This window comes from Pseudomonas sp. 37 R 15 (assembly GCF_900004865.1).
GTDB lineage: Bacteria > Pseudomonadota > Gammaproteobacteria > Pseudomonadales > Pseudomonadaceae > Aquipseudomonas > Aquipseudomonas fluorescens_AM.
Map to the genome: position 1 here is coordinate 357723 of NZ_CVTV01000020.1, position 23602 is coordinate 381324.

Here is a 23602-nt window from a genome sequence, read left to right on the forward strand (position 1 = left end):
CCGCTTTTTACGTTTCAGCGACGGCGGGTTCTCACTCGCTTCATCACTTCCACAAAAAACACCGGTACAAACACCACTGCCAACGTCGCGGTGATCATCCCGCCGATCACGCCCGTACCGATGGCCTGTTGGCTTTCCGAGCTGGCACCGGTGGCAATGGCCAGCGGCACCACGCCAAGGATGAATGCCATGGAGGTCATCACAATCGGCCGTAACCGCTGCCGCGCGGCTTGCAGGGTGGCGTCGACCAGGTCGTGGCCTTCGTCGTGGAGGCTCTTGGCAAACTCGATGATCAAGATCGCGTTTTTCGCTGACAGGCCAATAATGGTGATCAATCCGACTTTGAAAAATACGTCGTTGGGCATCTCGCGCAAGGTCACTGCCAGCACGGCGCCGAGCACGCCCAAAGGCACCACCAGCAAGACGGATGTCGGGATCGACCAACTCTCGTACAGGGCCGCCAGACACAGAAACACCACCAGCAGCGACAAGCCGAACAGGATCGGCGCCTGGTTGCCCGACAAACGTTCCTGCAATGACAGCCCCGTCCATTCCTGGCCCAGCCCGGCAGGCCCTTGCGCCACCAGGCGTTCGATTTCCGCCATGGCTGCGCCGGTGCTGTAGCCGGGCGCCGGTTCGCCGGAAATGCTGATCGACGGGTAGCCGTTGTAGCGGTTCAGTTGCGCCGGCCCTTTAATCCAATTGGCCTGTACAAAAGCCGACAGCGGTACCATTCGTCCCTCGTTGTTGCGTACGTGCATCTTCAGCAAGTCCTCCACCTGCCTGCGTTGCTCGCCTTCAGCCTGGACCACCACCCGTTGCATACGTCCCTGATTGGGGAAGTCATTGATATAGGCCGAACCGATGCTGGTGGACACGACGTTGCCGATATCGGCAAAGGCGACACCGAGGGCATTGGCATGTCGGCGATCGACTTCCAGTTTTACCTGGGGCGCTTCGGCCAGCGCGCTTTCGCGCACATTGATCAGGATCGGGCTGGCTTGAGCGGCTTCCAGCAAATCGCTGCGCGCCTGCATCAATGTCGCGTACCCAAGACCGCCACGGTCTTGCAGGCGGAACTCAAACCCGCTGGAAGTGCCAAGACCGTCAATCGGCGCAGGCAGTACGACGAACACTTCGGCGCCCTTGATCTGGCTCGCCATCGCGTTCGCCCGTTCGGCGATGGCGGCCGCTGTGTCATGACTGCCCCGCTGCGACCAATCCTTGAGCACCGTGTAACCCAGCCCGGCATTCTGCCCGCTGCCGGAAAAGCTGAAACCGAGCACAAACGTGCTGTTGTCCACGCCTGGCTCGGTGGCGTTATGCGCTTCGATCTGCTTGATGACCTCGATCGTGCGGCTTTGGCTCGCCCCGGGAGGTAGTTGAATATCGGTGATCGTATAGCCCATGTCTTCGACCGGAAGAAACGAGGAGGGCAGACGATTGAAGCTCACCACCAGCACGATCAGCAGCGCGGCATAGATGAACAAATAGCGGCCACTGCGTTTCAACGCATGTGCGACCCAGCCCTGATAGCGCTCGGTCAGCTGTTCGAATCGGCGGTTGAACCCGGCGAAGAATCCGCGGGCCGTGTGATCACCCGGCGCAACGGGTTTCAGTAGCGTGGCGCACAGCGCCGGTGTGAGGGTCAGGGCCAGGAACGCCGAGAACAGAATGGATGCGGCCATAGTCAGGGAAAACTGCTGGTAAATGATCCCGACGGAACCTTGCATGAACGCCATCGGAATAAACACGGCCACCAGTACCAGGGTGATGCCAACAATGGCGCCGCCAATTTGTGTCATCGCCTTGCGCGTGGCGTCCTTGGGTGAAAGGCGCTCCTGGAGCATGATGCGCTCGACGTTCTCCACCACCACGATGGCGTCGTCCACCAGGATGCCGATGGAGAGCACCATGCCGAACATGGTCAGCACATTGATGGAGAACCCCAGCACCTGCATGAGTGCAAGCGTGCCCATCAGGGCCACTGGTACAACCAATGTCGGAATCAATGTATAGCGGATGTTCTGCAAGAACAGGTACATCACGGCAAACACCAGTACCATCGCTTCGAGCAAGGTGTAAATCACTTTGGTGATCGAGACTTTGACGAAGGGCGAGGTGTCGTAGGCGATCTGGTATTTCATGTTTGCCGGAAAGTAGCGCGTCAACTCATCCATTTTCGCGCGCACCAGCGTCGCAGTGCTCAATGCGTTGCCGCCGGGTGTCAGTTGCACGCCCAATTCACTGGAGGACTGGCCGTTGAGCCGGGTGCCGAACTGGTATTCCTGGCTGCCGATCTCGACCCTGGCGACATCGCCTATGCGTACGCTGGCCCCATTGGGCTCGGCACGCAGCACAATATCGGCGAATGCTTCAGGGCTCGATAGTTGGCCGTCTACGAGGATGCTCGCGGTGATTTCCTGGCTGCCGGCAACCGGCAATTCGCCGAGGCTGCCGGCTGCTATCAGGGCGTTCTGCGCGACGATCGCGGCATTTACGTCAGCCACTGTCAGGTTGAAGGCGATCAGTTTTTGCGGGTCGACCCAAATACGCATGGCCCGCTCGGAGCCGAACATCTGCACCTTGCCGACGCCGTCCAAACGTTTGATCTCATTGACCACGTTACGCGCCAGGTAATCGCTGAGGGAAACGTTGTCGACGTCATCGCTGGTGCCAATCAGCGAGATAAACAGCAGGAACCCCGTGGAAACTTTCTCCACGCGCAAGCCCTGTTCTATCACCGCTTGCGGCAGGCGTGACTCGATGACCTTCAAGCGATTGAGCACGTCGACTTGTGCCAGCTCAGGGTTAGTGCCGGGTTTGAAGGTCGCGGTGATCGTGGCCGAACCTTGGCTGCTGCGCGATTCGAAGTACAGCAGGTGATCAGCCCCGCTGAGCTCTTCTTCGATCAGGCTGACGACACTTTGGTCCATGGCCTGCGCCGAAGCGCCGGGGTAGTTGGCGACGACTTCGATTTTAGGCGGCGCGATGTTGGGGTATTGCGCCACGGGCAACTGCGAAATCGCCAACACACCGGCCAGCACGATAAACAGGGCAATCACCCAAGCGAACACTGGGCGGTCGATAAAGAACTGCGGCATAAGCTAGCGTCCTGCTGACTGACCAATGGCCTGGTCGAGTGGAAGAGCGGCGTTGTCGAGCACCACGTGTTCGCCTGGGCGGGCATGCTGCAGGCCTTCGATGATGATGCGGTCGCCAGCGGTGAGGCCGTCGGTGACGACCCAGCGGTTCTGGTACGCCGCGCCCAGTTGCACGGTTTTCAGGCTCACGCGCAGCTCGTCATCCACCAGCAGCACCTGGGCCAACCCTGCGCTGTTGCGCAGGATGGCGCGCTGCGGCACGCTGATGCCTCGTTGATCGATGGCGTGCTCCAGCCGCACACGCACAAAGCTGCCGGGCAGCAAGTCGAGGTCGGGGTTGGGAAATTCGCTGCGCAGGATGATCTGGCCGGTGCCGGGGTCTACGGCGATGTCGCTGAACAGCAGCTTGCCGGGCAACGGGTACGCGCTGCCGTCGTCCTGGAGCAAGGTGGCTTTGGCCTGGCCCTGGCTCAGTTGCTGCAACTGGCCGGAGCGCAATGCGCGGCGCAGCTCGTTGTGTTCACGGGTCGATTGCGTGAGGTCGACATGGACCGGGTCCAGTTGCTGGATCAGCGCCAGCGGGGTTGACTCGTTCTGTCCGACCAAGGCGCCTTCGGTCACCAGGGCACGCCCGATGCGGCCGGAAATAGGCGCGGTAACGGTGGCGTAACCCAAGTTAAGACGAGCGCGTTGCACCATGGCCTCATTGGCCGCGACGTCAGCCTCAGCCTGCCGGGCAGCCGCGCGCGCGTTGTCATATTCCTGGGCACTGATCGCATTGCCCGCAATCAACTGGCGGTAACGCTGTTCCTGCTGACGCGCCCTTAGAGCATCGGCTTGGGACCTTTTCAGCCCTGCCAGCGCGCTGTCCAGGTCAGCCTGGAGCGGCGCCGGGTCGATGTAGAACAGGACGTCGCCCTGTTTCACGTCACTACCTTGCTCGAACACACTGTTGAGCACCACCCCAGCCACCCGTGCGTTTACCTGGGCGGTTCGGGGTGCCGCAATGCGCCCACTGAGCTCGCTGCTGATAGGCAGGGGTTTGGCTTCCAGGGTTTCGGTGCTTACCTTTACGGGGGCGGATGCCTGCGGCTCGGATGCCGGAGTGCAGCCGCTCACAGCAATCGCCAACACCAGTGAACCTGATGCGAAACGCAGTTTTCTATTCATCGACACGCCTCCATGAAGAGGCATGGATGCTAGGAATGGGCGGTTAATTTGCTGTTAAGTCGACGTTGCAAGAGTGCGAGCAAATGTGACGCTTAGTTTCAACTCATTGCAGCGAAGAGGCTCAGGTGCGACGTCCAATCACCGCGACAAATTGACCCGATAGACAAAAGGCACGGCGCATTCCGTGCCTTTTGCGTCTGGCTCTGAGAAAATGCCCGCACTTTTTTTGCGGATGCCGACATGACTGCCCTCAAGAACGACCGTTTCCTTCGTGCCCTGCTCAAGCAACCCGTAGACGTCACGCCCGTGTGGATGATGCGTCAGGCCGGTCGCTACCTGCCGGAATACCGCGCCAGTCGCGCCAAGGCCGGCGACTTCATGAGCCTGTGCATGAATCCTGCGTTCGCCTGCGAAGTCACGATGCAGCCGCTGGACCGCTACCCACAACTGGACGCGGCCATTCTCTTCTCCGACATCCTCACCATCCCCGATGCCATGGGCCAAGGCCTGTACTTTGAAACCGGCGAAGGCCCGCGTTTCAAGAAAGTCGTCAGTACCCTGGCCGACATCGAAGCCCTGCCGATTCCTGATCCGCACAAAGATCTTGGCTATGTGATGGATGCTGTCAGCACCATTCGCCGCGAGCTTAATGGCCGCGTACCGCTGATCGGCTTCTCCGGCAGCCCGTGGACCCTGGCGACCTACATGGTCGAAGGCGGCTCGTCGAAAGACTTCCGCAAGACCAAGGCCATGCTCTACGACAACCCGCAAGCCATGCACCTGTTGCTGGACAAGCTGGCGCAGTCAGTCACCGCCTACCTCAACGGCCAGATCATGGCCGGCGCCCAAGCCGTGCAGATTTTCGACACCTGGGGCGGCAACCTGTCGGCGGCGGCCTACCAGGAATTCTCCCTGGCCTACATGCGCAAGATCGTCAGCGGCCTGATCCGCGAACACGAAGGCCGCAAAGTGCCGGTCATCCTGTTCACCAAGGGCGGCGGCCTGTGGCTGGAAAGCATCGCCGACGCGGGCGCCGATGCATTGGGCCTGGACTGGACCTGCGATATCGGCGAAGCCCGCCGCCGCGTTGGCGGTCAAGTTGCACTGCAAGGCAACATGGACCCCACCGTGCTGTACGCCAAGCCGGAAGCGATCCGCACCGAAGTGGGCCGCATCCTCGCCAGCTACGGCAAGGGCACCGGCCACGTGTTCAACCTCGGCCATGGCATCACCCCGGAAGTGAACCCGGAGCATGCGGGTGCGTTCCTGCGCGCGGTGCATGAACTGTCGGCGCAGTACCACGAATAAAACACAGTGCAAAATGTGGGAGGGGGCAAGCCCCCTCCCACATTAAAAGCCAGAAACCTTCAGACCTGCCCCAACGGCGGCAACTTCGCCAGCTTCAGGGCCACCAGCAACGCGCCAATCAGCAGCGCGACGATAAACCCGCCAATCCCGTTCCATCCGCCCAAGTGCCAGAAGAACCCGCCCGCCGTCCCGGCAATGCTCGACCCTGCGTAATAGCAAAACAGATACAGCGACGACGCCTGTCCCTTGGCCCTCACCGCACGCCGGCCGATCCAACTGCTGGCTACCGAATGCGCGCCGAAGAAGCCGAAGGTAAAGATCAGCATGCCCGGCACCACCAGCCATAGTGGGGTGAACAGCGTCAGGGTGATGCCGGCGAGCATCAGCACAATGGTGCCCCACAGCACGCGACGGCGGCCCAGGCGGTCGGCCAGAGAGCCAATTTTCGCCGAGCTGTAGATGCCTGACAGGTACACCAGCGACAGCAGGCCGACCACGGCCTGGCTGAGGTCATACGGATCGGCCAGCAGGCGATAGCCGATGTAGTTGAACATCGTTACAAACGCACCCATCAACAGGAACGCTTCAAGGAACAACCACGGCAGGCCCGCGTCTTTGAAGTGCATTACGAAGCCATCCAGCAGGTTGCGCGGCTTGAGGCTGCTGGCGCGGAAGTTGCGCGATTCGGGAAGGATTTTCCAGAACACCGTCGCGGCGATCAGCGCGAGGCCGCCGATGATCAGCATGGCGGTGTGCCAACTGACGAAGTCGATCAATACCCCGATGATCAACCGACCGCTCATACCACCAATCGCATTGCCGCCGATGTACAGGCCCATGGCCAGGCCGATGTGCTGCGGATGGATCTCTTCGCTCAGGTAGGTCATCGCCACGGCGGCCAGGCCGCTCAAGGACAAGCCCACCAGCGCACGCATGAGCAGGATGTCTTCCCAGCTCGGCATCAAGCCGCTGGCGATGGTGGCCAGCGCTGCACAGAACAGCGCAGCGACCATCACTGGTTTGCGTCCCAGCCGGTCGGAAATCGGCCCGGTGATCAGCAGGCCGCAGGCAAGCATCGCCGTGGCGACCGACAGGATCAGACTGCTTTGCGCGGCATTGATGGCAAATTCGTGGGACAGCGCCGGCATCATCGGCTGCACGCAATACAACAGGGCAAAGGTGGCGAACCCGCCGGAGAACAGCGCCAGCACCGTGCGCATGAACATCGGCGTGCCTTTTTCGATGTACTCGTCATTAAGCTGCGCAACCACATCATCGAGGGCTGAGGGCGGGGTGCGTTGGGCAAGTGGAGCAACAGCAGGATTCACGGGGGACCTCGGGGAGGAAAGTCTGCCAGGACTGACAATGCGAAAAAGAATATAGCTGGCTAATGATTCTTTCCAATATATTGTTCGACCTGTTTGATAGGTTTTACGACCTAATGAGGTGTGCATGGAATTACGTCATCTGCGGTACTTTATTGCCGTCGCCGAAGAACTGCATTTTGGCCGCGCCGCGCAAGTGCTGGGCATTTCGCAACCGCCGCTGAGCCAGCAGATCCAGGCATTGGAGCAAGAGGTGGGGGCGCGGTTATTTGAGCGTACCAATCGTCGAGTCGAGCTGAGCGAGGCCGGGCGCCTGTTCCTGCAAGAGGCACGGCTGGTGCTGGCCCAGGTCGACAAGGCGGCGGATGTGGCGCGCAGGGCACAGTTGGGCGAACTCGGCGAACTGAAGATCGGCTTCACGTCTTCCGCGCCGTTCAATTCCAGCATTCCCCAGGCGATCTTTGCGTTTCGCCAGGCTTTCCCGGCCGTGCACCTCAACCTGCAAGAGATGAGCAGCACCCAGGTGGCCGAGTCGCTGGTGGATGAGTCGATTCAGGTGGGGCTGATGCGGCCTCTGCCGTTGCCGGACTCACTGAGCGTGATCGAATTGATGCGCGAGCCATTGGTGGCCGTATTGAGCGCCGGACACCCCTTGGCGCAGGGCAGCGAGCGCGGCTTGCACCTGGCGCAATTGGCAGAAGAACCCTTCGTGTTTTTCCCGCGTACCTACGGCAGCGGTCTCTATGCGCAGCTGCTCAGCCTGTGCCGTGACGCCGGCTTCAGCCCGCATGTCGCCCAGGAGGCGGGGGAGGCGATGACCATCATCGGTCTGGTGGCGGCGGGATTGGGCGTATCGGTATTGCCTGCGTCGTATCAACGGATACGGATCGATGGCGTGGTGTATCGCACGTTGCTGGACCCGGAAGCGGTGACCGCGGTATGGCTGGTGCAGCGCAAAGGCGTGCAAACGCCGATGGCGAAGGGGTTTGTGGCGTTGTTGACGCGTAGGGGGTTGGAATAACGCCCTTCAGAACAAGGCATATTTCATGTGGGGGGGGGGCTTGCTCCCGATAGCGGTGGTTCAGTTAGAGATGCTGAGACTGAAAAACTGCTATCGGGAGCAAGCCCCCTCCCACATTTGGCTTTATTGCATTCCCGCCGAGCGCAACCCCGCCAAGATATCCCGATCCAGCATGCTCACCCAACGGTTGTAGTTGCGATGGATCTTGCCGTCCTTGTAGCCCAGTTCGCGGCTGTCGCGGTAGCTGATGGCGTAGCTGTTGCGGGTGTAGCGGATGTCGATGGCTGCATAAAACTGGCCGCGTACGGTGATGTCGGCCTGCACCAGCTGCGGGCTCAGGCGTTGTACCGTCCACTCGCGTTTTTGCAGGGCGGCGACGATCACCTGTTTCATTTTTTCTTCGCTGAGCTGGGTCGTGGCCGGCAGCTCGTGCTGGGTGTTGAGCACCGGTTTACTGGTGCAACCGGCAGTGGTCAACAGGGCCAGGGCGATCAGGGTGGCGCGTAGCAGGGAAGACATTCCGTTTTCTCCAATCGATTAAAAAGTCAGGACCAGCGGCGAAAGATCAGCGAAGTGTTGACGCCGCCAAAGGCAAAGTTGTTGTTCATCACGTAGTCGTTGTGCATCTGGCGAAAGCCACCTTGCAGGTAGTCCAGCTCACCGCATTGCGGGTCGACCGAGTCCAGGTTGAAGGTGTGCACGTACTGGTCGCGGTTCATCATCTCGATGCTGAACCACGACTCCAGCGCCCCGCACGCGCCCAGGGTGTGGCCCAGGAAACTCTTCTGCGAACTGATGGGCATGCGGCTGCCGAACAGGCTGCTGGTGGCCAGGGTCTCGGCGATGTCGCCCTGGTCGGTGGCGGTGCCGTGACCATTTACATAGCCGATGGCGGCCGGTTCAAGCCCGGCGTCTTCCAGCGCCAGCTCCATGGCGCGGCGCATGGTTTTCTGTTCCGGGCGGGTGGTGTGCTGGCCGTCGGCATTGCTGCCGAAACCGACGATCTCGGCATGGATATGCGCACCCCGTGCCAGCGCGTGTTCCAACGCTTCCAGCACCAGCATGCCGCCGCCTTCGCCGATCACCAGGCCATCGCGGCCGCTGTCGTAGGGGCGCGGGCTGGTTTGCGGCGCGTCGTTTTTCAGGCTGGTGGCGTAGAGCGCGTCGAACACCATGGCCTCGGTGGGGCACAGCTCTTCAGCGCCGCCGGCAAGCATCAACGGCAGGCGGCCGAACTTGATGGCCTCATAGGCATAACCGATGCCTTGGCTGCCACTGGTGCAAGCGCTGGAGGTGGGGATCAAGCGCCCGGTCAGGCCAAAGAAGATGCTGATATTTGCCGCCGTAGTGTGCGGCATCATGCGCACGTAAGAGTTGGCATTCAGCCCCTCGGCCACCGAGTTCAGCAGCATATTGCCGAACGCCTTGATCTCATCGGTGCTGCCGGTGGACGAGCCACACGCCACGCCCATGCGCCCGTCCTTGATCGACGCATCGCCAAGCAAGCCGGCGTCCTGCAACGCCTGCTCCGCCGCCCATACCGCCAGGCGCGAGACGCGGCCCATGCTGCGCAGCTGCTTGCGGGTCCAGTGCTCGGGCACCACGAAATCGTCAATCGGCCCGGCCAGGCGCGTATTCAATTCGGTGAAACGGTCCCATTCATCCATGCGCCGGATGCCACTGCGGTTGGCGCGAAAGTTGGCCGCGATGGTGTCCCAGTCGCTGCCCAGGGAGGTCATGCCGGCCATGCCGGTGACGACAACGCGTTTCATCAGCACAGGCCCCCATTCACGGCCAACACCTGGCGCGTGATATAGCCCGCCTCGGCCGACATCAGGAAGTTCACCGCGCCGGCCACTTCTTCCGGAGTGCCCATGCGCTGTGCCGGGATCATTTTCATCAGTTCTTCCACCGGCACGTTTTCGTCCAGCATGGCGGTGTCGATCAAACCCGGTGCCACACAGTTGACGGTGATCTTGCGCTTGCCCAGCTCGATGGCCAGCGCCTTGGCCGCGCCGATCAACCCGGCCTTGGAGGCGCTGTAGTTGACCTGCCCACGGTTGCCGATCAGCCCGGACACCGAGGTGATGCACACGATGCGCCCGGCCGCGCGACGACGGATCATCGGCATCATCACCGGGTGCAGCACGTTGTAGAACCCGTCGAGGTTGGTGCGCATCACGACGTCCCAGTCGTCCTCCGAGAGCGCCGGGAACGCGCCGTCGCGGGTCAGGCCGGCATTGAGCACCACGCCGTAATAGGCGCCATGTTGCTCAACGTCGGCCTCCAGGATCTGCTTGCACGCCGCGCGATCGGCGACATCGAATTGCAGCACCCGCGCCTGGCGGCCCAGGGCCTCGATCTCGAGCTGTACCGCGTCGGCTTCGGCACGGCCGTTGCGGCAATGCAGCACGATGTCATGCCCGGCCTGGGCCAGGCGCAGGGCAATGGCGCGGCCGATGCCACGGCTGGAGCCGGTGACCAGTACGGATTCAGTCATGGCGTTTCGTCCTTCGATTCATCTAAATAATTGGCCGCCTGGGGCGGTCGAAATACGTTCAAGCGTGCGCTGGCCTGGATGCCGTCACCGGTGAGGTGGCATTCGAACACCCCCATGCCATTGTCGTCCTCCAGCGAGCGCAGGCCGTGGATATTCAGCTCGGCGCCAGCGGGAAAGTGCGCCACGTTGCATTCGAATTTACGCGTGCCCAACAGGAAACCCAGCTCCACCGCCAGGCCTTGCTGGCGCGCGCGGCATCCGGCATAGGCGGCGACGCTTTGCGCCATCAGCTCGATACCGACCCAGGCCGGCAGGCTGCCGTCAGCCTGGCTGAACAGGCCGCCGGGCTTGACGGTGAGACGGGTGTGCACCTGCTCTTCATCGAACGACAGCACCTGGTCGATCAGGATCATGTCGCCCGCATGGGGCAGCAGTTCGGCGAGTGGCCAAGCGATCATGGGGCCTCTCCAATAATCAGGCTGACGTTGTTGCCGCCAAAGGCAAACGAGTTGCTCATCAAATAAGGTTTTTTCAAGGTGTCGCCCTTGTGTGCCCACTGCAAGGCGGGCAGCGCCGGGTCGACGTGACCGTCCCACACATGGGGAGGGACGCGGCCGTGCGTCAGGCTCAACCAGCAGAACGCCGCTTCCAGTGCGCCCGCCGCGCCGAGGGTGTGGCCGCTCATGGGTTTGGTCGACGAACAGGCCACCCCGCCCGGAAACAGGCAAGCGACCGCGAGGCTTTCCATGGCGTCGTTGTGCTGGGTGGCGGTGCCGTGCAGGTTCAGGTAGCCGATCTGCTCGGGCGCGAGTTCGGCGTTGGCCAGGGCCTTGCGCATCGCCTGCAACGCCCCTTTGCCGGTGGGCTCGGGTGCGGAGATATGGTGCGCGTCGCTGCTGGCGCCGCAGCCCAGCAGGGCGACCGGTGCCGCCTCGCGGCTCATCACGAACACCACCGCCGCTTCGCCGATATTGATGCCGTTGCGGTTCACCGAGAACGGATTGCAGCGCTCGGCAGACACCGCTTCCAGTGCGGTAAAGCCGTTCAGCGTCAGCCTGCACAAGCTGTCGACGCCCCCGCAGATCACCGCATCGCACAGGCCCAGGTCGAGCAGGCGCCGGGCGCTCATCAACGCGCGGGCGCTGGAGGTGCAGGCGGTGGAAATCACATAGGCCGGGCCGCTCAATTGCAGCCAGTCGGCGAGGAAATTCGCCGGGGCGCTGAGTTCCTGCTGCTGGTAGTCGTAGTCGCCAGGAAAGGCGTTATCGCGCAGGTAGTGGGCAATGCCGCGACTGGCCTCGTCGATGCCCGACGTGCTGGTGCCCAGCACAACGCCAACCCGTGAGGGGCCGTAGGTGTGGATCGCCTGGCGGATCGAGCCTTCGATCTGCAACGCCGCTTCCAGCAGCAACTGATTATTGCGGCTGCTCTGCTGGCCCAACTGTGCCGGAAGGGGCGCCAGCTCGCCGCGCACGGCCGCGACCGGCACCACGCGCTCGGGCACCCAGCCGCTCTCGGCGCGCATGCCGCCACAGTTGCCGGCAAACAGGCTGCGGCTGACCTCGGCCTGGCCGCGACCAAGGGCACAGATCACGCCGAGGGCGTTGAGGTAGGCGCTCATTTGCCCACGCCCAGCGGGGTAATGCGATAGCTCAACGGTTGGCCCGCCATGTTCACGCTGAACACCTCTGAAGACTGATAGACGATTTGCCAATGGCCCGGCAGCGTTCGCGTAAGGTCCATGGCCTGGGCCGCAGGATACAGCGCACGCAGGTCATCCGCCGAGGCCAGGGCAAACAACAGCGCGGCGAACAGCGTTCGGGCCTGGGGATTGGGCGGCAGCAAGCCATCGGCCTGCCACTTGCCGTCGATCAACTTCTGCCGGGCCTGGGGAATGCCCAAAGGGTCCATCATCGACCAGCGAATCGCCGCGCCTTCACGCTGGATCACCAGCAGCCAATCCTGGCTGCGGTCGCCCTCCAGGCGTTGCACATGCAGCTGCATCGGCAAGTTCAGGGCCGGGAGGGTGTGCGGCAACGGCGCCTGGCTGGCGCACGCGCCGAGCAGCAACAGGCAACTCATCAGCAACCCGCGGATCATGAACGCGCGGCCTCTGACGGCTTGCGCGCCACGCAGTTGACCAGGGTTTCCTCGCGCTGGCCCACCGGCGGCGCCTTGCGCAGGCCCCAACGTTCCAGCAGGCCGAAATCGCTGGAGCGGCTCCACCACAGATAGGGGTACGAGACGTTCTGCGCGCCGAATTCAAAGCCCTGCTCGCGCAGCATGTCCAGGTATTGCTCGGCGCTTTTCTGCACATGCATCGGGTGACGGAACAGCCAGCGAATCACCCAGGTGTCGATATAGGCTTCGGTGGACTCGGCAAACAGCAAATAACCGCCCGGCTTGAGGACCCGATAGAACTCCTTGAGGGCGCGATGCTGCTCGACCAGGTGGTGAAAGGTCTGGTGGCAAAACACAATATCGACGCTGGCGTCGGGTAACTCGAGGGTGGCGCAGTCGCTGCCGATCAACTCCACGGCCAGGCCCTGGCGCGCGGCTTCCTCGCGGCTCAGTGCCAGGCTGTGAGGGTCGGCATCCAGACCGATCAGGCGCGCGGGCGCAAATACCTGCTGCAGCAACTTGAACGATTTACCCTGGCCGCAGCCGGCGTCGAGCAATACCGGCGCCACCGGCAGTGGGTCGCTGAACAGGCTGCGCAGGTCATTGATCGCCACGCGCAACACATGATGCTGCCAGGTGTGGCTGCGCAGGAACCAGAAGCCGAAGCGGGTTTCTTCGACGTAGTTTTTACTCAGGTAGTTTTTTTCAACGACAGGGCTGCTCATACCGGCTCACTCGCACAGATTTGCGACAACATCCGCAGGCGCCGCTTGGGCTCGCTGACAAACGGGTTGCGTTCATCCCAGGCGTAGCCGGCGAGGATCGAACTGATCATGCGGCGAATCTGCGGTGAACTGTCGGCGTGGAAAATCACGTCCTGGAACGTACCGGCGTACCAGCCCTCGACGTAGCAGCGGAAGGTGTCGACGCCGCGCTTCAACGGTTCGGCAAACTCGGTTTGCCAGTCCACCGCTTCGCCTTGCAGCTGGCGATGCAGCACGCCGGCGGCCATGCTCGCCGAACGCATGGCGATGGTCACGCCGGAGGAGAACACCGGGTCGAGAAATTCCGCCGCGTTGCCCAGCAGCGCAAAGCCCGGGCCGTGCAGGGTTTTGACGTTGGCCGAATAACCGCCGATGCTGCGCGCCGGGGTGTCCCACACGGCGTTCTGCAATACGCCGGACAGGCTTGGGGTTTGCTCGATAAAGCTGCGCAGGCAGGCGTCGAGATCGTGATCGCGGCCGTCGAAATGCTCCTTGGCCGCGACCACGCCCACCGAGCATCGGCCGTTGCTGAACGGGATGGTCCAGAACCAGATATCGCGCTGCTCGGGATGGGTGGTTATCAGAATCTTGGTACGGTCGAAGCCTGGGTGTTCGATGTGGTCTTCGATGTGGGTGAACACGGCCTGGCGCAGCGGGAAACCGGACGGCGCTTCAAGGTCCAGCAGGCGCGGCAGCACGCGGCCATAGCCACTGGCATCCAGCACGAAGGTGGTCTTGAGGTGGTACTCGCTGCCATTTTCGCGGCGTACGTGCAGGTAGCGATTCTCGCCGGAAAAATCCACGCCGACGATGCTTTCGCCGTAGCGGATTTCCACACCCTGCAACGCCGCCTGGTCGGCCAGCAGCTTGTCGAACTCGGCACGCTGCACCTGGAAGGTGGTCGGTTTGCCGTGGCTGAAGGTGTCACCGAAATCGAACGCACTGTAGCGCTCGCCCCAAGCGAACGCGGCACCGGTTTTCAGTTGAAAGCCGGCAGCCTGCACGGCCTCGAGCATGCCGGCTTCTTCGATAAAGTCGATGCAGTGCGACAGCAGGCTTTCGCCAATCGAGAAACGCGGAAAATACTGGCGCTCGATAATCAATACATCATGCCCTTTGCGCTTGAGCAGCGCGGCCGCGATGGCCCCGGATGGCCCGGCACCGATCACCACTACCTGGCGACGTTCCATTTCAACTGTGGGCACGAAGGCTCCTTGCCGCTTTGGCGATATTCACATTCATAAGGCGTGTTTTTGTTGCCCGGCCCAGGGCGCCAGCATAAAGCTGAAGGCCAGGCCGAGGCTGACCGACAGGCCGAAATTGCTCACCGCCGGGGTACTTGAGACGGCCAGCAGGCCGAACGATAACCAAGTGGTCAGCGCGGCCAGCAAGGTTCCCAGCAGGCTGACGGAGGCCCCGCCGATCTGCTCGCGCATCAGGATCGCGTAGTCGACGCTGATGGCCGTGACCAGCAGCAGGCCGAACAGACTGAACAGGGTCAGCGGCTGGCCCAGCCAACCGAGGCTGGCCAGGCTGCACAGCGCCGCCAGCAACGGCAGCGCGACGACGCGCACGGCGCCGGTGAAGCCGAAGGGCAGCATCAACAGCAGCACGATCAGCCCACAGGACAGCAATTTCAATTCGGCCGCGCTGATTTGAGTGTCGGCAAACACGCGGTTCAAATCACCCAGGCGATCCACCAGTTGTACGCCGGGCAAATCCACCGCCTGCACCCGCAGCAACGCTGGGTTGTTCAGGCCCTGCAGGCTGACCATCGCCGCCACGCCGCCGTCTACCGGGCCCAGCCACAGCATGCGCCATGGCTCGGCCAGGGGGCCTTTGAGCGCGGCGTCGATGTCTTCGCTGGGCAGCGCCTGCAGTTGCGCGACTTCAGCTTGCAACGCGGCGGCGGGAACGCCAAGGTCCAGCAACGGTTGCCAATGCTGCGCGAGGGTATTGAGCGCGTCGCGCAGTTGCTGCTGCTCGGCGGGCAGGTTGACCAGTTGATTCAACGCCAGGTAACCCTGGAGCTTGTCCATATTCACCAGTTGATCCAGGCGCTGGCCCAGGGCGGCCTGGCGTTCCAGTAACTGCTGCTGATTGTCGGCCCGCACCAGGAAGAACTGACTGGTGGGCTGGAACCCGGTAATGCGCGCCACGGCCTGGGCTTGCTCGAGCAATTGCGGCGGCGCGCCGATCCACTGGCGGATATCGTTTTTACTGTTCAATTGCCACAGGCCACCGGCGCAGAACAACAGCACCCACACCAGCAACACCGCGCCGGGCACGCGTTTGATCAATGCCGCCCGCCACTGCCACAAGCGTTCGGCGATGCGCAGCGGCCATTGCGCCGGGCGCAGGTCGACACCGCTGAGCAGCGCGGGCAGCAGGCACACGGCGCACAGATAAGCGCCGACCAGACCGGCTGCCGAGAACACCGCGATTTGCGTCAGCGCCGGGAACGGCGTCCAGGCCAGCGCCAGGTAGCCGATGCAGCTGGTGGCCAGGCTCAGGCTCAGCCCCGGCAGGGTCAGGCGCAATGCCGGCCAACTGCGCCACGGCTGCAGGCTCCAGCTTTTGGACAGGTAGTGCAGCGGGTAATCCACCGCCACGCCGATCAGGCTTGAGCCCAGCACCAGGGTCATCACATGCATATGGCCGAACAGCGCCACACAGGCGACTGCGCCAAACAGCATGCCGACCACCACCGGCACGAACGCCAGCAGCACCCGCCAGCGCCGGAACGCCAGCAGCAGCAATATCAGGATGCCCAGGGTTGCGCCGCCGCCGACCCAGGTGATCTCCCGCGTGGCTTGCTGCTGCCCGTTGGCCGCATAGAGCAAGCCGCTGGCGGCGAGCAGCTGCACGCCTTGCGCGCCGGCCTGGGCGCGGCTGGCCTGGAGCAGATCCGCCACTTGCAGCGGCAGTTTCATGTCGAATGCATTGCCGGTGGTGCGCGCCCGCAGGAGCACCCAGCTTTTGCCGTCGGCGTCGGCAATCAACGCGCCGCTGCCGATATCCAGCTGTACCGCGCCGTGTTGCGGCTGGCTGTTCTGGATGCGCCCGGTCAGGCCCAGCCAGTCGTCCTGGCTCGGCACCAGGCTGAAGCCGGTGAAGGGGTCGAACAACGACTGCACGCGCTGCTGGATGAACCCGTCAGGCTGTTCGATCAGTTGCTCGCGGTCCCTGGCCGACAGCATCGCCAGTCGGCCGCGCAGCAGTTGCTCGCGCAGCGCCGGCAAGTCGGCCTGCAGGTTCCACTGCACCTTTTCGAACAGACCGCTGGCCTGCCAGCGCTCGGCCAGTTGCTGCGCCATGGCCAGCGCTTGCTGGCGGTCGGCATGCCCCACCAGCACCAGCATCTCGCGGTTCAGTGGTTCCTGCATGCGCTGCTCGGCTTGCAGCTCCAGAGCGTCCGGCGTACTGCCGGGCACCAGTTCCATCAGGTTGGCCGACAGCGGCGCACCCTGGCGCCACTGCCAGCCGGCCAGGGCCAATACCGCCACCAGCAGGATCAGGAACAGGCGTGGCAGCAGGCGCTCACTGGGCAAAGTCGTGCTGCTCCGCATCGCTCAACGGCTGGTCGGCGGTGCTGTCCTGCATGCGCAGTACGGTGCTGTCGCCCTGGGTTTCCAGCAGCTCGATGGTCTTCACCAGCGCGCCGCCGTCGATATTGATTTGGGTGAATACCTGCTTGAGCAGCAGTGAGCGTGGGATCAGCGTGAGCTTCCACTGCTGGGCCTGGCCTTGCAGTTGCAGGTCGAAGTCACGCTGCAAGCCGCTGCTGTCGCCCTGGAGCACGGCGAGGAACAGGCGATTCTGCTCGGCGCCGGCACTCTTGTTCGGCAGCAGTTGCCAGCCGTTGGCGTCGCGCCGGGCGATGCCCTGGGCGCTGATGCGGTAGTCCTGCTGCAGCGGAGTTTTCAGCAACCACAACAGGCCGTGGTCCTTGGCGAGCACGAAGGTGCCTTGGCTGACCAGCGGCTGGGGCAGGGCGCGCAGGTGTTTTTCCTGGGTGAAGTTGCCGTGGATCACGCTGGGTTTGGCCAGTTGATCGCTGAGTTGCTGCAGGTCGAAGGCGTGGGCGTTGAAGCTCAGCAATGCGGCGGCCACTGTAGGAGCGAGCTTGCTCGCGAAGGACCTGAGAGCACTGCGCAGTGTCAGGCGACCCGCGTTATCGTTGACGTCCATCGGGGGCAAGCCCCCTCCCACATGGGATCTCATTTCAAGGCCCTTTCGACGGCGTTGGTGAATATTGTCGGGGAGGCAAGCTGCATTTCGCGGCTGGCGATTTCTACCGCGACCTGCACGGTGCTGGCGCGGGTCAGGCGTTCGCCGCTGGCCAGGTCGGTAATCAGGTAATTGATCTTCAAGCGGTTCTCCCACTCCACCAGGCTGGCGCGCACGTTGAGGGTCTGGCCGAAGGTGGCGCCGCGCACATAGCGCAGCTGCATGTCGATCACCGGCCAGGCATAGCCGGCGTCGAGCATCGCGGTGTAGTTATGGCCGATCTTGTCCAGCAACGCGCAGCGCGCCACTTCCAGGTACTTCACGTAATGCCCGTGCCACACCACATGCATGGTGTCGATATCGAAAAACGGCACGAGGATCTGAGTGTCGCAGTGCAACACGCCGGGGCTACGCATGCAGCCTCCAGTGTTGCTCGGCGATGCGTTGCAGGCACAGGCGCAGTTCGCCTTCCAGGGCGCGGTCTTCGATGACCGGCGGGAAGTCCTTGGCCAGTTCTTCGTGCATCGCAGCCAGTGCCGGTGGCAGCGCTCGTGCCTCTTCAGCCTGGGCACGCAGCCACACGCCCTGGTTGGCGGCGAGCAAGGTGGCGGCGGCGACCTGTTCGGTCAGCTCGAGCACGCGGATCGCATCGCGGGCGGCGATGGTGCCCATGCTGACCTTGTCCTGGTTATGGCACTCGGTCGAGCGCGAGAACACGCTGGCCGGCATGGTGTTCTTCAGCGCTTCGGCGGTCCAGGCGCTGGTGCCGATCTGCACGGCCTTGAAGCCATGGTTGATCATTGCGCGGTCGGCCGGCGCGCCCGAAAGGTTGCTCGGCAGGCCGTGGTTGTAACGCACGTCCACCAGCAGCGCCAGTTGGCGGTCGAGCAGGTCGGCGACATTGGCCACCAGGGTCTTGAGGCTGTCCATGGCAAAGGCAATGTGCCCGCCGTAGAAGTGCCCGCCGTGCAGCACGCGCTCCTCCTCGGCGTCGATGATCGGGTTGTCGTTGGCGCTGTTCAGTTCGATTTCGATAAACGCGCGCAGCCAGTTCAGGCTGTCGGCCAGTACGCCGAGCACGTGGGGCGCGCAGCGCAGGGAGTAGCGATCCTGTAGGCGGTGCAGCGGGGCGGTCGGTGCATCGATGGCCAGGTCCTGGCGCAGCCAGGCGGCGACCTGCATCTGCCCGGGGTGGGGCTTGGCAGCGAACAGGCGCTCGTCGAAGTGTTCCGGGTTGCCTTGCAGCGCCACCACATTCAGCGCGGTGATGCGCGTGGCCAGTTGCAGCAGGTAGTCGGCGCGGGCGAAGGCCAGGCAGGCCAGGCCGGTCATTACCGCTGTGCCGTTCATCAACGCCAGGGCTTCCTTGGGGCGCAGCACCAGTGGTTCCCAGCCCAGTTCGTGGTGCACGTCGGCGGCTTGGCGGCGCTCGCCACGAAACAGCACTTCTCGCTCGCCGGAGAGCGTCGCAGCTACGTAGGACAGCGGCGTCAGATCGCCGCTGGCGCCCACCGAGCCTTCTTCAGGGATCAGCGGCAGCACGTCGTGTTCGAGGAATCCATGCAGGCGCTCCAGCAGTTCCACGCGCACCCCGGAAACACCATGGCACAGCGACTGCAAGCGCGCCGCCAGCACGGCGCGAGTGGCTTGGGCGTCGAGTAACTTGCCCAGGCCGCAACCGTGGAAGGTGTACAGATGACGTGGCAGCGCCTCGACGTGTTCGAGCGGCACCGCCACCACGCAGGAGTCGCCGTAGCCGGTGGTCACGCCGTAGATCACGCCTTCCTTGTCCAGCAGCGAATCAAGGAACTGCGCGCCTTTGGCGATGCGCTGGCGATACGCGGCATCGTCCTGCAATCGAGTGGGCACCTGACGGTTGGCCAGGGCCAGGACGTCTTCGATGCGCAGGGGGCGTTCGCCAAAGGTTATCGGCTCAAGAGGCGTGGTCATCGGTCTTCCAGAAAGGGTAAAAGTTGAACCATTGTTGCGGCGCTTGCAGGCAGAACTGGCCCAGGCGTGCGGCGTAGCGGGCGGCCCACTGGGCGATGACCTGCTCACGGGTGCTGCGCTTCCATTCGACCAACGGCGCGAAGGGCTCGATGGTCAGGCGATAGCGGCCCTGGTGCTTGAGGCACATCAGCAGGTTGACCGGGCATTTGAGCAGGCCGGCCAGCAGCCACGGGCCCTGGGGGAATGCGGCCTGCTGCCCGAGGAAGTCCACGCGCACCGTGCGCCCGCCGTGCAGCGGGATGCGGTCGCCGGCAATGGCCAGCCATTCGCCGTCGTCCAGGCGCTGGCTGAGCAGCAGCATGGTGGCCGGGTCCAGCTCGCTGACCTGGATCAGGCGCAAATGGGTCGCACCGGCTTCACCCAGCAGGCGATTGAAACGCTCGGCGTGCTTGGTGTGCACCAGGACGTTCATGGTGACCTGTTCGCCGATCTCCGCCAGCGCGCGGCACACTTCCAGGTTGCCCAGGTGCGCGCCCACCAGCATCTGCCCGCGCGCTCCACGCAACTGGCCGCGCAATTGCGCGGGGTCGTTGATGTCGATCTGCTCCAGGCGCAGCTTGCCGTTCCACACGTCCAGCTTGTCGAGCAGGGAGTCGGCGAAGGCCATGAACTGGCCGAACACCTTGGCGTGGGTCGGCAGCAGCTCGTCACGCCCGCTCCACTGCGCCAGGCGTTGCTGGTATTGCCAGGCGCTCTGGCGCGCGGTGCGGCCGAACAGGAAGAAGTAGAACACGATGCTGTAGAGCAACGGGCTCAACAGGCGCCGGCCTAGGACCTTTGCCGCGAACGCCGTGAGTTTCATCAGCCAGAAGCTGCCGCGCTCTTCGCGGTCGGCCCAGTGTTTGCTGCCGCCGCTCATGCCTGCCACCGACGCCACAGGATGGCGGGCGCGCGCACCAGCATGCCGAAGAACAGTCGCGTATGCATGGCGCTGATACGCACGTTGTCGTGCAACAGGCGAAAGTGCGACAGGCCGTCGGCGGGGTAATGCACCTGGGTCGGCAGCCAGCGCATTGGCTGGTTGCGCCAGGCCAGGCGCACGAGGATGTCCGAGTCGAAATCCATGCGCGTGCCGATGTAGGCCGAGTCCATCAGCGCCAGCGTGGGCGCCAGCGGGTACACGCGAAAGCCGCACATCGAGTCGCGAATCTGCAACGACAAGGTGTTGATCCATACCCACACGTGGGTCAGGTAGCGTGCGTAGAGACGGCCCTTGGGCACGCTTTCGTCGTATTCGGGATAGCCGCAGATGATCGCGTCGGGGTGTCTGCGGGAGGTGTCGATAAAGGTCTCGACTTCGCGCAGGTCATGCTGGCCGTCGGCGTCCACTTGCAGGGCGTGGCTGTAGCCCAGGCGCGCGGCTTCGCGAAAGCCCGCCATGACGGCGGCGCCCTTGCCCTGGTTGTGGGGCAGCGTCAGCAGGGTGACGTTATCGAGGGTAGCCAGTTGCGCCAGTATCGCCGCGCAGGCCGGGCTGCTGCCGTCGTCCACCAGCAGGCAAGGCAAGCCGCTGCCCAGCAGGCTGCGGACCACGGCGGGCACGGCGGCTTCGTGGTTGTACACCGGGATCAGGGCGCAGGGGTTATGCATGCGTGGCCTCCAGCACTATGCGGCCACTTGAGCAGGCAGCATCCCCGTGGCGATAGGCGAAGTACAGCTTGCCGCGCTCTTGGTCAAAGCGCAGGTGCAATTGAATGCGATCACCGGGACGCACCAGTTGCTGGAACTTGAGCACTTCCATGCCGGCAAACGTACTCGGCAAGTCGAGCAGTTGCTGGCCCAGGTTGAACGCCCATTCCACTTGCACCACGCCCGGCAGCACAGGCGTGACTGGAAAATGCCCGCTGAAATAGGCCAGGTCGGGCGGCACGCTCAGTTGCAATGTCCATTCTCCGTCGGTCTCGACCTGCGCCAGCACGTCCGGCGCCTTGGGGCGGGGGGCCAGCAACAGCGCCTCGATATCGGCCTGGGGCAGCTTGCCCTGGCTGTTGAGCGGCAGTTGGCGCAGCAAACGCCAGCGGCGGGGCAAGGCCAGGGCTTCGCAATGCTGGCTCAGGTGCTGGCGCAGGGTTTGGGTCACCGTGCGCCGGCCCTGGTTGCGCAGAGCATGCAGGCCCTCTGCGCTCAGTACCACCAGGGCACCGAGTGAAGCGCGGTTTTCCTGCACCACGCCCAGGCGGGTTTCAGCGACCCACGGATGGGTGATCAATGCCTGTTCGAGCATCGGCAGGGCGATGCGTTTTTCTTCCAGCTTGACGATGCGGTCCAGGCGGCCGAGCAGTTCGAAGCGGCCATCGGCATGGATGCGCGCGGCGTCGGCAGTCTGTTCGATATGCCCGGCGGGCAGGTAGGGCGAGGCAATGCGCAGGGCACCGTCGGCATCCTGGCTCAGGTGCACGTCGGCAAACGGCTGCCAGGGTTGTGCGCCCTGGCGCCAGGCGATGCCACCGGTTTCCGAGCTGCCGAGGATTTCCGTCGGCCACTGCTGCAAGCGGTCATAGAGGCTGCCGGCGGCTTCGACAGGCAAGGCCCCGCCCGAGGAAAACACCCGTGAGACCTGGCTCAGCGCCGGCCAGTCGAGGTTATCGCCCATGCGCTTGAGCAGCGCCGGGCTGGCCACCCAGGCGAATGGCGAATGCTCGCGACTGGCGCGCTGCATGTCCTCGGGGAATGCCAGTTGCCTGCGCAAAAACGTGCGACCGGCGCACAGTGGCCACAGCACGCGGAACAGCAACCCGTAGATATGTTGGGTGGCGACGCTGCCGATGATGCAGGCGTCTTGCAGATCGGCGCCCCACAGTGCCTCCAGCGCCTGTACCTCATTGGCCAGCTGGCGCAGGGACTTGTCGATACGCTTGGGTTCACCGCTGGAGCCGGAGGTGCACAGGCTCAGTTGGCAGCGATCGAGGTCAAGGGCGGCAGGGCTCAGTGGCGTTTGGTACAACGCCTCAAGGTCCGCAGCCTGCGTCAGCCAGGCATCGACGACGGCATCCCAGCGCTGACGGGTTTGCGGCTGCAGGTCGGCGGGGAGCAGTACGCTGACCCCGGCACGCCAGGCGCCGAGCAACGCAATCGCCAGCACGCCGGCGTCTTCCAGGTGCACCGCCAGGCGCTGGATGCCGCGCGCCTGCAAGCCTGCCGCCAGGCGCAGGGACTGCTCCATCAGTTGAGCATGATTGAGCGCCGGCTCAGTGGTGACCCGGCGTTGTTCCTGCGGCTCGAGCAGCAGGTGCTCAAGTTTCAAACCTTTCATACGCGGCCTCGAACCCTTTGTCGTACCAGCCATTCCACGGCAAACAACAGCCCCATCAGCCCGTAGGCGATCAAGCCGTTGTACAACGTCCACCAGCTCAGCGGCGCCCACAAGGTGAGGGCGGCAGCGAGCAGGCCATTACACAGAAAAAACACGCTCCACACCACGGTGACCTGGCGCGTATACAGCACCGCGTTCGACGGCAGGTCCGGCTCAGTCATGCGCGCCAGGCGCTCGACCATCGGCGGCCCGTATTTCAGGCTCAGGCCGAACAGTGCCAGCATGAACCCACTGACCAGGCTGGGGTACCAGCGCAGCCATTGCGGGTTATCGAACCAGGCCAGCGCCAGGCAAAACACGATCACCACCAGCGCCATCCAGCGACTGCCTGGGCGTCGTGCAGCAGTGAACGCGCGCAGCAACCACAGGCTGCCCAACAGCAGGCCGAATTGCCATGGCGCAAAATGCTCGGTGCCGTAATACACCGCAAAGGGGTACAGCAGCCCCGCCAGCAACAGGCCAAGGCCGATCAGCCGGCTCATGCGGCGGGTTGGACCAGACGGTACACCGCCTCAACCACGTCATTGACGGTACGCACCGCCTTGAACTCCTCGGCGGCGATCTTCTTGCCGGTCTGGCGCTTGATATGGTCGATCAGGTCCACGGCATCGATGCTGTCGATTTCCAGGTCCTGGTACAGGTTGGCGTCCAGGGTGACGCGCTCGGGCTCCAGTTCAAACAGTTCCACCAAGGCGTCGCGCAGGGTGTTGAAAATATCGTCACGAGTTTGCATGGT

General features: G+C 63.5%; 22 protein-coding genes. 2 read left to right on the forward strand and 20 right to left on the reverse strand.

What is annotated here, in order from left to right; all coding sequences use genetic code 11:
* Window positions 1-14 precede the first annotated feature (14 nt).
* Together BFQ04_RS06825 and BFQ04_RS06830 are read right to left on the reverse strand one after the other, a co-directional pair.
* The gene (locus BFQ04_RS06825) at window positions 15-3104 is read right to left on the reverse strand and encodes a multidrug efflux RND transporter permease subunit (protein WP_065950142.1); all 3090 of its coding nucleotides are present in this window, start codon (window positions 3102-3104) and stop codon (window positions 15-17) included.
* 3 nt (window positions 3105-3107) lie between these two features.
* Window positions 3108-4274, reverse strand: a complete 1167-nt coding sequence (locus BFQ04_RS06830; protein WP_065950143.1) for an efflux RND transporter periplasmic adaptor subunit — start codon at window positions 4272-4274, stop codon at window positions 3108-3110.
* A gap of 240 nt (window positions 4275-4514) precedes the next feature.
* Here BFQ04_RS06830 and hemE point away from each other — a divergent pair, with 240 nt between their 5' ends.
* Window positions 4515-5582 (forward strand): uroporphyrinogen decarboxylase, encoded by a 1068-nt coding sequence (gene hemE, locus BFQ04_RS06835; RefSeq protein WP_065950144.1) that lies wholly within the window; start codon window positions 4515-4517, stop codon window positions 5580-5582.
* Window positions 5583-5641: 59 nt separating this feature from the next.
* Here the strand turns inward: hemE and BFQ04_RS06840 are convergent, their stop codons facing one another.
* Window positions 5642-6853 carry an MFS transporter gene (locus tag BFQ04_RS06840; protein ID WP_371914490.1) on the reverse strand — a complete coding sequence of 404 codons (1212 nt, stop codon included), beginning with the start codon at window positions 6851-6853 and terminating at the stop codon, window positions 5642-5644.
* A gap of 181 nt (window positions 6854-7034) precedes the next feature.
* Between BFQ04_RS06840 and BFQ04_RS06845 the strand changes: the two genes are divergently transcribed.
* Entirely contained in the window at window positions 7035-7928 is an 894-nt protein-coding gene (locus tag BFQ04_RS06845; protein WP_065950146.1) for a LysR family transcriptional regulator, read from the forward strand.
* 123 nt (window positions 7929-8051) lie between these two features.
* On the opposite strand, the gene BFQ04_RS06850 is transcribed toward BFQ04_RS06845, so the two are convergent.
* The 17 genes from BFQ04_RS06850 to BFQ04_RS06930 are packed head-to-tail and all read right to left on the reverse strand — an operon-like array spanning window position 8052 to window position 23599.
* Window positions 8052-8447 (reverse strand): hypothetical protein, encoded by a 396-nt coding sequence (locus BFQ04_RS06850; protein ID WP_065950147.1) that lies wholly within the window; start codon window positions 8445-8447, stop codon window positions 8052-8054.
* Between the two features lie 26 nt (window positions 8448-8473).
* Window positions 8474-9700, reverse strand: a complete 1227-nt coding sequence (locus BFQ04_RS06855; protein ID WP_065950148.1) for a beta-ketoacyl-ACP synthase — start codon at window positions 9698-9700, stop codon at window positions 8474-8476.
* The gene (gene fabG, locus BFQ04_RS06860; protein WP_065950149.1) at window positions 9700-10428 is read right to left on the reverse strand and encodes a 3-oxoacyl-ACP reductase FabG; all 729 of its coding nucleotides are present in this window, start codon (window positions 10426-10428) and stop codon (window positions 9700-9702) included. The genes BFQ04_RS06855 and fabG overlap by 1 nt, the downstream gene beginning before the upstream one ends.
* The gene (locus tag BFQ04_RS06865; RefSeq protein WP_065950150.1) at window positions 10425-10886 is read right to left on the reverse strand and encodes a hotdog family protein; all 462 of its coding nucleotides are present in this window, start codon (window positions 10884-10886) and stop codon (window positions 10425-10427) included. Before BFQ04_RS06865 ends, fabG begins: the two co-directional genes overlap by 4 nt.
* Window positions 10883-12049, reverse strand: coding sequence for a beta-ketoacyl-[acyl-carrier-protein] synthase family protein (locus BFQ04_RS06870; protein WP_065950151.1), 1167 nt, complete (start codon window positions 12047-12049; stop codon window positions 10883-10885). Before BFQ04_RS06870 ends, BFQ04_RS06865 begins: the two co-directional genes overlap by 4 nt.
* The gene (locus BFQ04_RS06875) at window positions 12046-12528 is read right to left on the reverse strand and encodes a hypothetical protein (protein WP_065950152.1); all 483 of its coding nucleotides are present in this window, start codon (window positions 12526-12528) and stop codon (window positions 12046-12048) included. The genes BFQ04_RS06870 and BFQ04_RS06875 overlap by 4 nt, the downstream gene beginning before the upstream one ends.
* A complete protein-coding gene (locus BFQ04_RS06880) occupies window positions 12525-13274 on the reverse strand; it encodes a class I SAM-dependent methyltransferase (RefSeq protein WP_065950153.1) in 750 nt (249 codons plus the stop codon). Before BFQ04_RS06880 ends, BFQ04_RS06875 begins: the two co-directional genes overlap by 4 nt.
* Window positions 13271-14518, reverse strand: a complete 1248-nt coding sequence (locus BFQ04_RS06885) for an NAD(P)/FAD-dependent oxidoreductase (protein WP_065950154.1) — start codon at window positions 14516-14518, stop codon at window positions 13271-13273. Before BFQ04_RS06885 ends, BFQ04_RS06880 begins: the two co-directional genes overlap by 4 nt.
* Before the next feature lie 33 nt (window positions 14519-14551).
* On the reverse strand, window positions 14552-16882 hold the full coding sequence (locus BFQ04_RS06890) for an MMPL family transporter (RefSeq protein ID WP_065950155.1): 2331 nt from the start codon (window positions 16880-16882) through the stop codon (window positions 14552-14554).
* Window positions 16854-17504 (reverse strand): outer membrane lipoprotein carrier protein LolA, encoded by a 651-nt coding sequence (locus BFQ04_RS06895; protein ID WP_065950156.1) that lies wholly within the window; start codon window positions 17502-17504, stop codon window positions 16854-16856. Before BFQ04_RS06895 ends, BFQ04_RS06890 begins: the two co-directional genes overlap by 29 nt.
* Before the next feature lie 29 nt (window positions 17505-17533).
* Complete coding sequence (locus BFQ04_RS06900; RefSeq protein ID WP_065950157.1) at window positions 17534-17959, reverse strand: acyl-CoA thioesterase; 426 nt, start codon at window positions 17957-17959, stop codon at window positions 17534-17536.
* The gene (hutH, locus tag BFQ04_RS06905; protein ID WP_065950158.1) at window positions 17952-19493 is read right to left on the reverse strand and encodes an HAL/PAL/TAL family ammonia-lyase; all 1542 of its coding nucleotides are present in this window, start codon (window positions 19491-19493) and stop codon (window positions 17952-17954) included. Before hutH ends, BFQ04_RS06900 begins: the two co-directional genes overlap by 8 nt.
* Complete coding sequence (locus BFQ04_RS06910) at window positions 19477-20412, reverse strand: LpxL/LpxP family acyltransferase (protein WP_065950159.1); 936 nt, start codon at window positions 20410-20412, stop codon at window positions 19477-19479. The genes hutH and BFQ04_RS06910 overlap by 17 nt, the downstream gene beginning before the upstream one ends.
* Window positions 20409-21143, reverse strand: coding sequence for a glycosyltransferase family 2 protein (locus BFQ04_RS06915; RefSeq protein WP_065950160.1), 735 nt, complete (start codon window positions 21141-21143; stop codon window positions 20409-20411). Before BFQ04_RS06915 ends, BFQ04_RS06910 begins: the two co-directional genes overlap by 4 nt.
* Window positions 21136-22806: an acyl-CoA synthetase family protein gene (locus BFQ04_RS06920; RefSeq protein ID WP_065950161.1), complete on the reverse strand. Its 1671-nt coding sequence runs from the start codon at window positions 22804-22806 to the stop codon at window positions 21136-21138. Before BFQ04_RS06920 ends, BFQ04_RS06915 begins: the two co-directional genes overlap by 8 nt.
* The gene (locus BFQ04_RS06925; RefSeq protein WP_057724397.1) at window positions 22803-23348 is read right to left on the reverse strand and encodes a COG4648 family protein; all 546 of its coding nucleotides are present in this window, start codon (window positions 23346-23348) and stop codon (window positions 22803-22805) included. The genes BFQ04_RS06920 and BFQ04_RS06925 overlap by 4 nt, the downstream gene beginning before the upstream one ends.
* A complete protein-coding gene (locus BFQ04_RS06930; protein ID WP_003209389.1) occupies window positions 23345-23599 on the reverse strand; it encodes an acyl carrier protein in 255 nt (84 codons plus the stop codon). The genes BFQ04_RS06925 and BFQ04_RS06930 overlap by 4 nt, the downstream gene beginning before the upstream one ends.
* Window positions 23600-23602: the final 3 nt, after the last annotated feature.

What these genes read in the sequence shown, in the direction of transcription:
- BFQ04_RS06845 (WP_065950146.1), top strand. Translation starts at nt 7,035, where the DNA reads ATGGAATTACGTCATCTGCGGTACTTTATTGCCGTCGCCGAAGAACTG.
- BFQ04_RS06875 (WP_065950152.1), bottom strand. Translation starts at nt 12,528, where the DNA reads ATGATCCGCGGGTTGCTGATGAGTTGCCTGTTGCTGCTCGGCGCGTGC.
- BFQ04_RS06900 (WP_065950157.1), bottom strand. Translation starts at nt 17,959, where the DNA reads ATGCGTAGCCCCGGCGTGTTGCACTGCGACACTCAGATCCTCGTGCCG.
- fabG (WP_065950149.1), bottom strand. Translation starts at nt 10,428, where the DNA reads ATGACTGAATCCGTACTGGTCACCGGCTCCAGCCGTGGCATCGGCCGC.
- BFQ04_RS06910 (WP_065950159.1), bottom strand. Translation starts at nt 20,412, where the DNA reads ATGAGCGGCGGCAGCAAACACTGGGCCGACCGCGAAGAGCGCGGCAGC.
- BFQ04_RS06920 (WP_065950161.1), bottom strand. Translation starts at nt 22,806, where the DNA reads ATGAAAGGTTTGAAACTTGAGCACCTGCTGCTCGAGCCGCAGGAACAA.
- BFQ04_RS06925 (WP_057724397.1), bottom strand. Translation starts at nt 23,348, where the DNA reads ATGAGCCGGCTGATCGGCCTTGGCCTGTTGCTGGCGGGGCTGCTGTAC.
- BFQ04_RS06825 (WP_065950142.1), bottom strand. Translation starts at nt 3,104, where the DNA reads ATGCCGCAGTTCTTTATCGACCGCCCAGTGTTCGCTTGGGTGATTGCC.
- BFQ04_RS06915 (WP_065950160.1), bottom strand. Translation starts at nt 21,143, where the DNA reads ATGCATAACCCCTGCGCCCTGATCCCGGTGTACAACCACGAAGCCGCC.
- BFQ04_RS06895 (WP_065950156.1), bottom strand. Translation starts at nt 17,504, where the DNA reads ATGGACGTCAACGATAACGCGGGTCGCCTGACACTGCGCAGTGCTCTC.
- BFQ04_RS06850 (WP_065950147.1), bottom strand. Translation starts at nt 8,447, where the DNA reads ATGTCTTCCCTGCTACGCGCCACCCTGATCGCCCTGGCCCTGTTGACC.
- BFQ04_RS06865 (WP_065950150.1), bottom strand. Translation starts at nt 10,886, where the DNA reads ATGATCGCTTGGCCACTCGCCGAACTGCTGCCCCATGCGGGCGACATG.
- BFQ04_RS06870 (WP_065950151.1), bottom strand. Translation starts at nt 12,049, where the DNA reads ATGAGCGCCTACCTCAACGCCCTCGGCGTGATCTGTGCCCTTGGTCGC.
- BFQ04_RS06930 (WP_003209389.1), bottom strand. Translation starts at nt 23,599, where the DNA reads ATGCAAACTCGTGACGATATTTTCAACACCCTGCGCGACGCCTTGGTG.
- BFQ04_RS06855 (WP_065950148.1), bottom strand. Translation starts at nt 9,700, where the DNA reads ATGAAACGCGTTGTCGTCACCGGCATGGCCGGCATGACCTCCCTGGGC.
- hutH (WP_065950158.1), bottom strand. Translation starts at nt 19,493, where the DNA reads ATGACCACGCCTCTTGAGCCGATAACCTTTGGCGAACGCCCCCTGCGC.
- BFQ04_RS06830 (WP_065950143.1), bottom strand. Translation starts at nt 4,274, where the DNA reads ATGAATAGAAAACTGCGTTTCGCATCAGGTTCACTGGTGTTGGCGATT.
- hemE (WP_065950144.1), top strand. Translation starts at nt 4,515, where the DNA reads ATGACTGCCCTCAAGAACGACCGTTTCCTTCGTGCCCTGCTCAAGCAA.
- BFQ04_RS06890 (WP_065950155.1), bottom strand. Translation starts at nt 16,882, where the DNA reads ATGCGGAGCAGCACGACTTTGCCCAGTGAGCGCCTGCTGCCACGCCTG.
- BFQ04_RS06880 (WP_065950153.1), bottom strand. Translation starts at nt 13,274, where the DNA reads ATGAGCAGCCCTGTCGTTGAAAAAAACTACCTGAGTAAAAACTACGTC.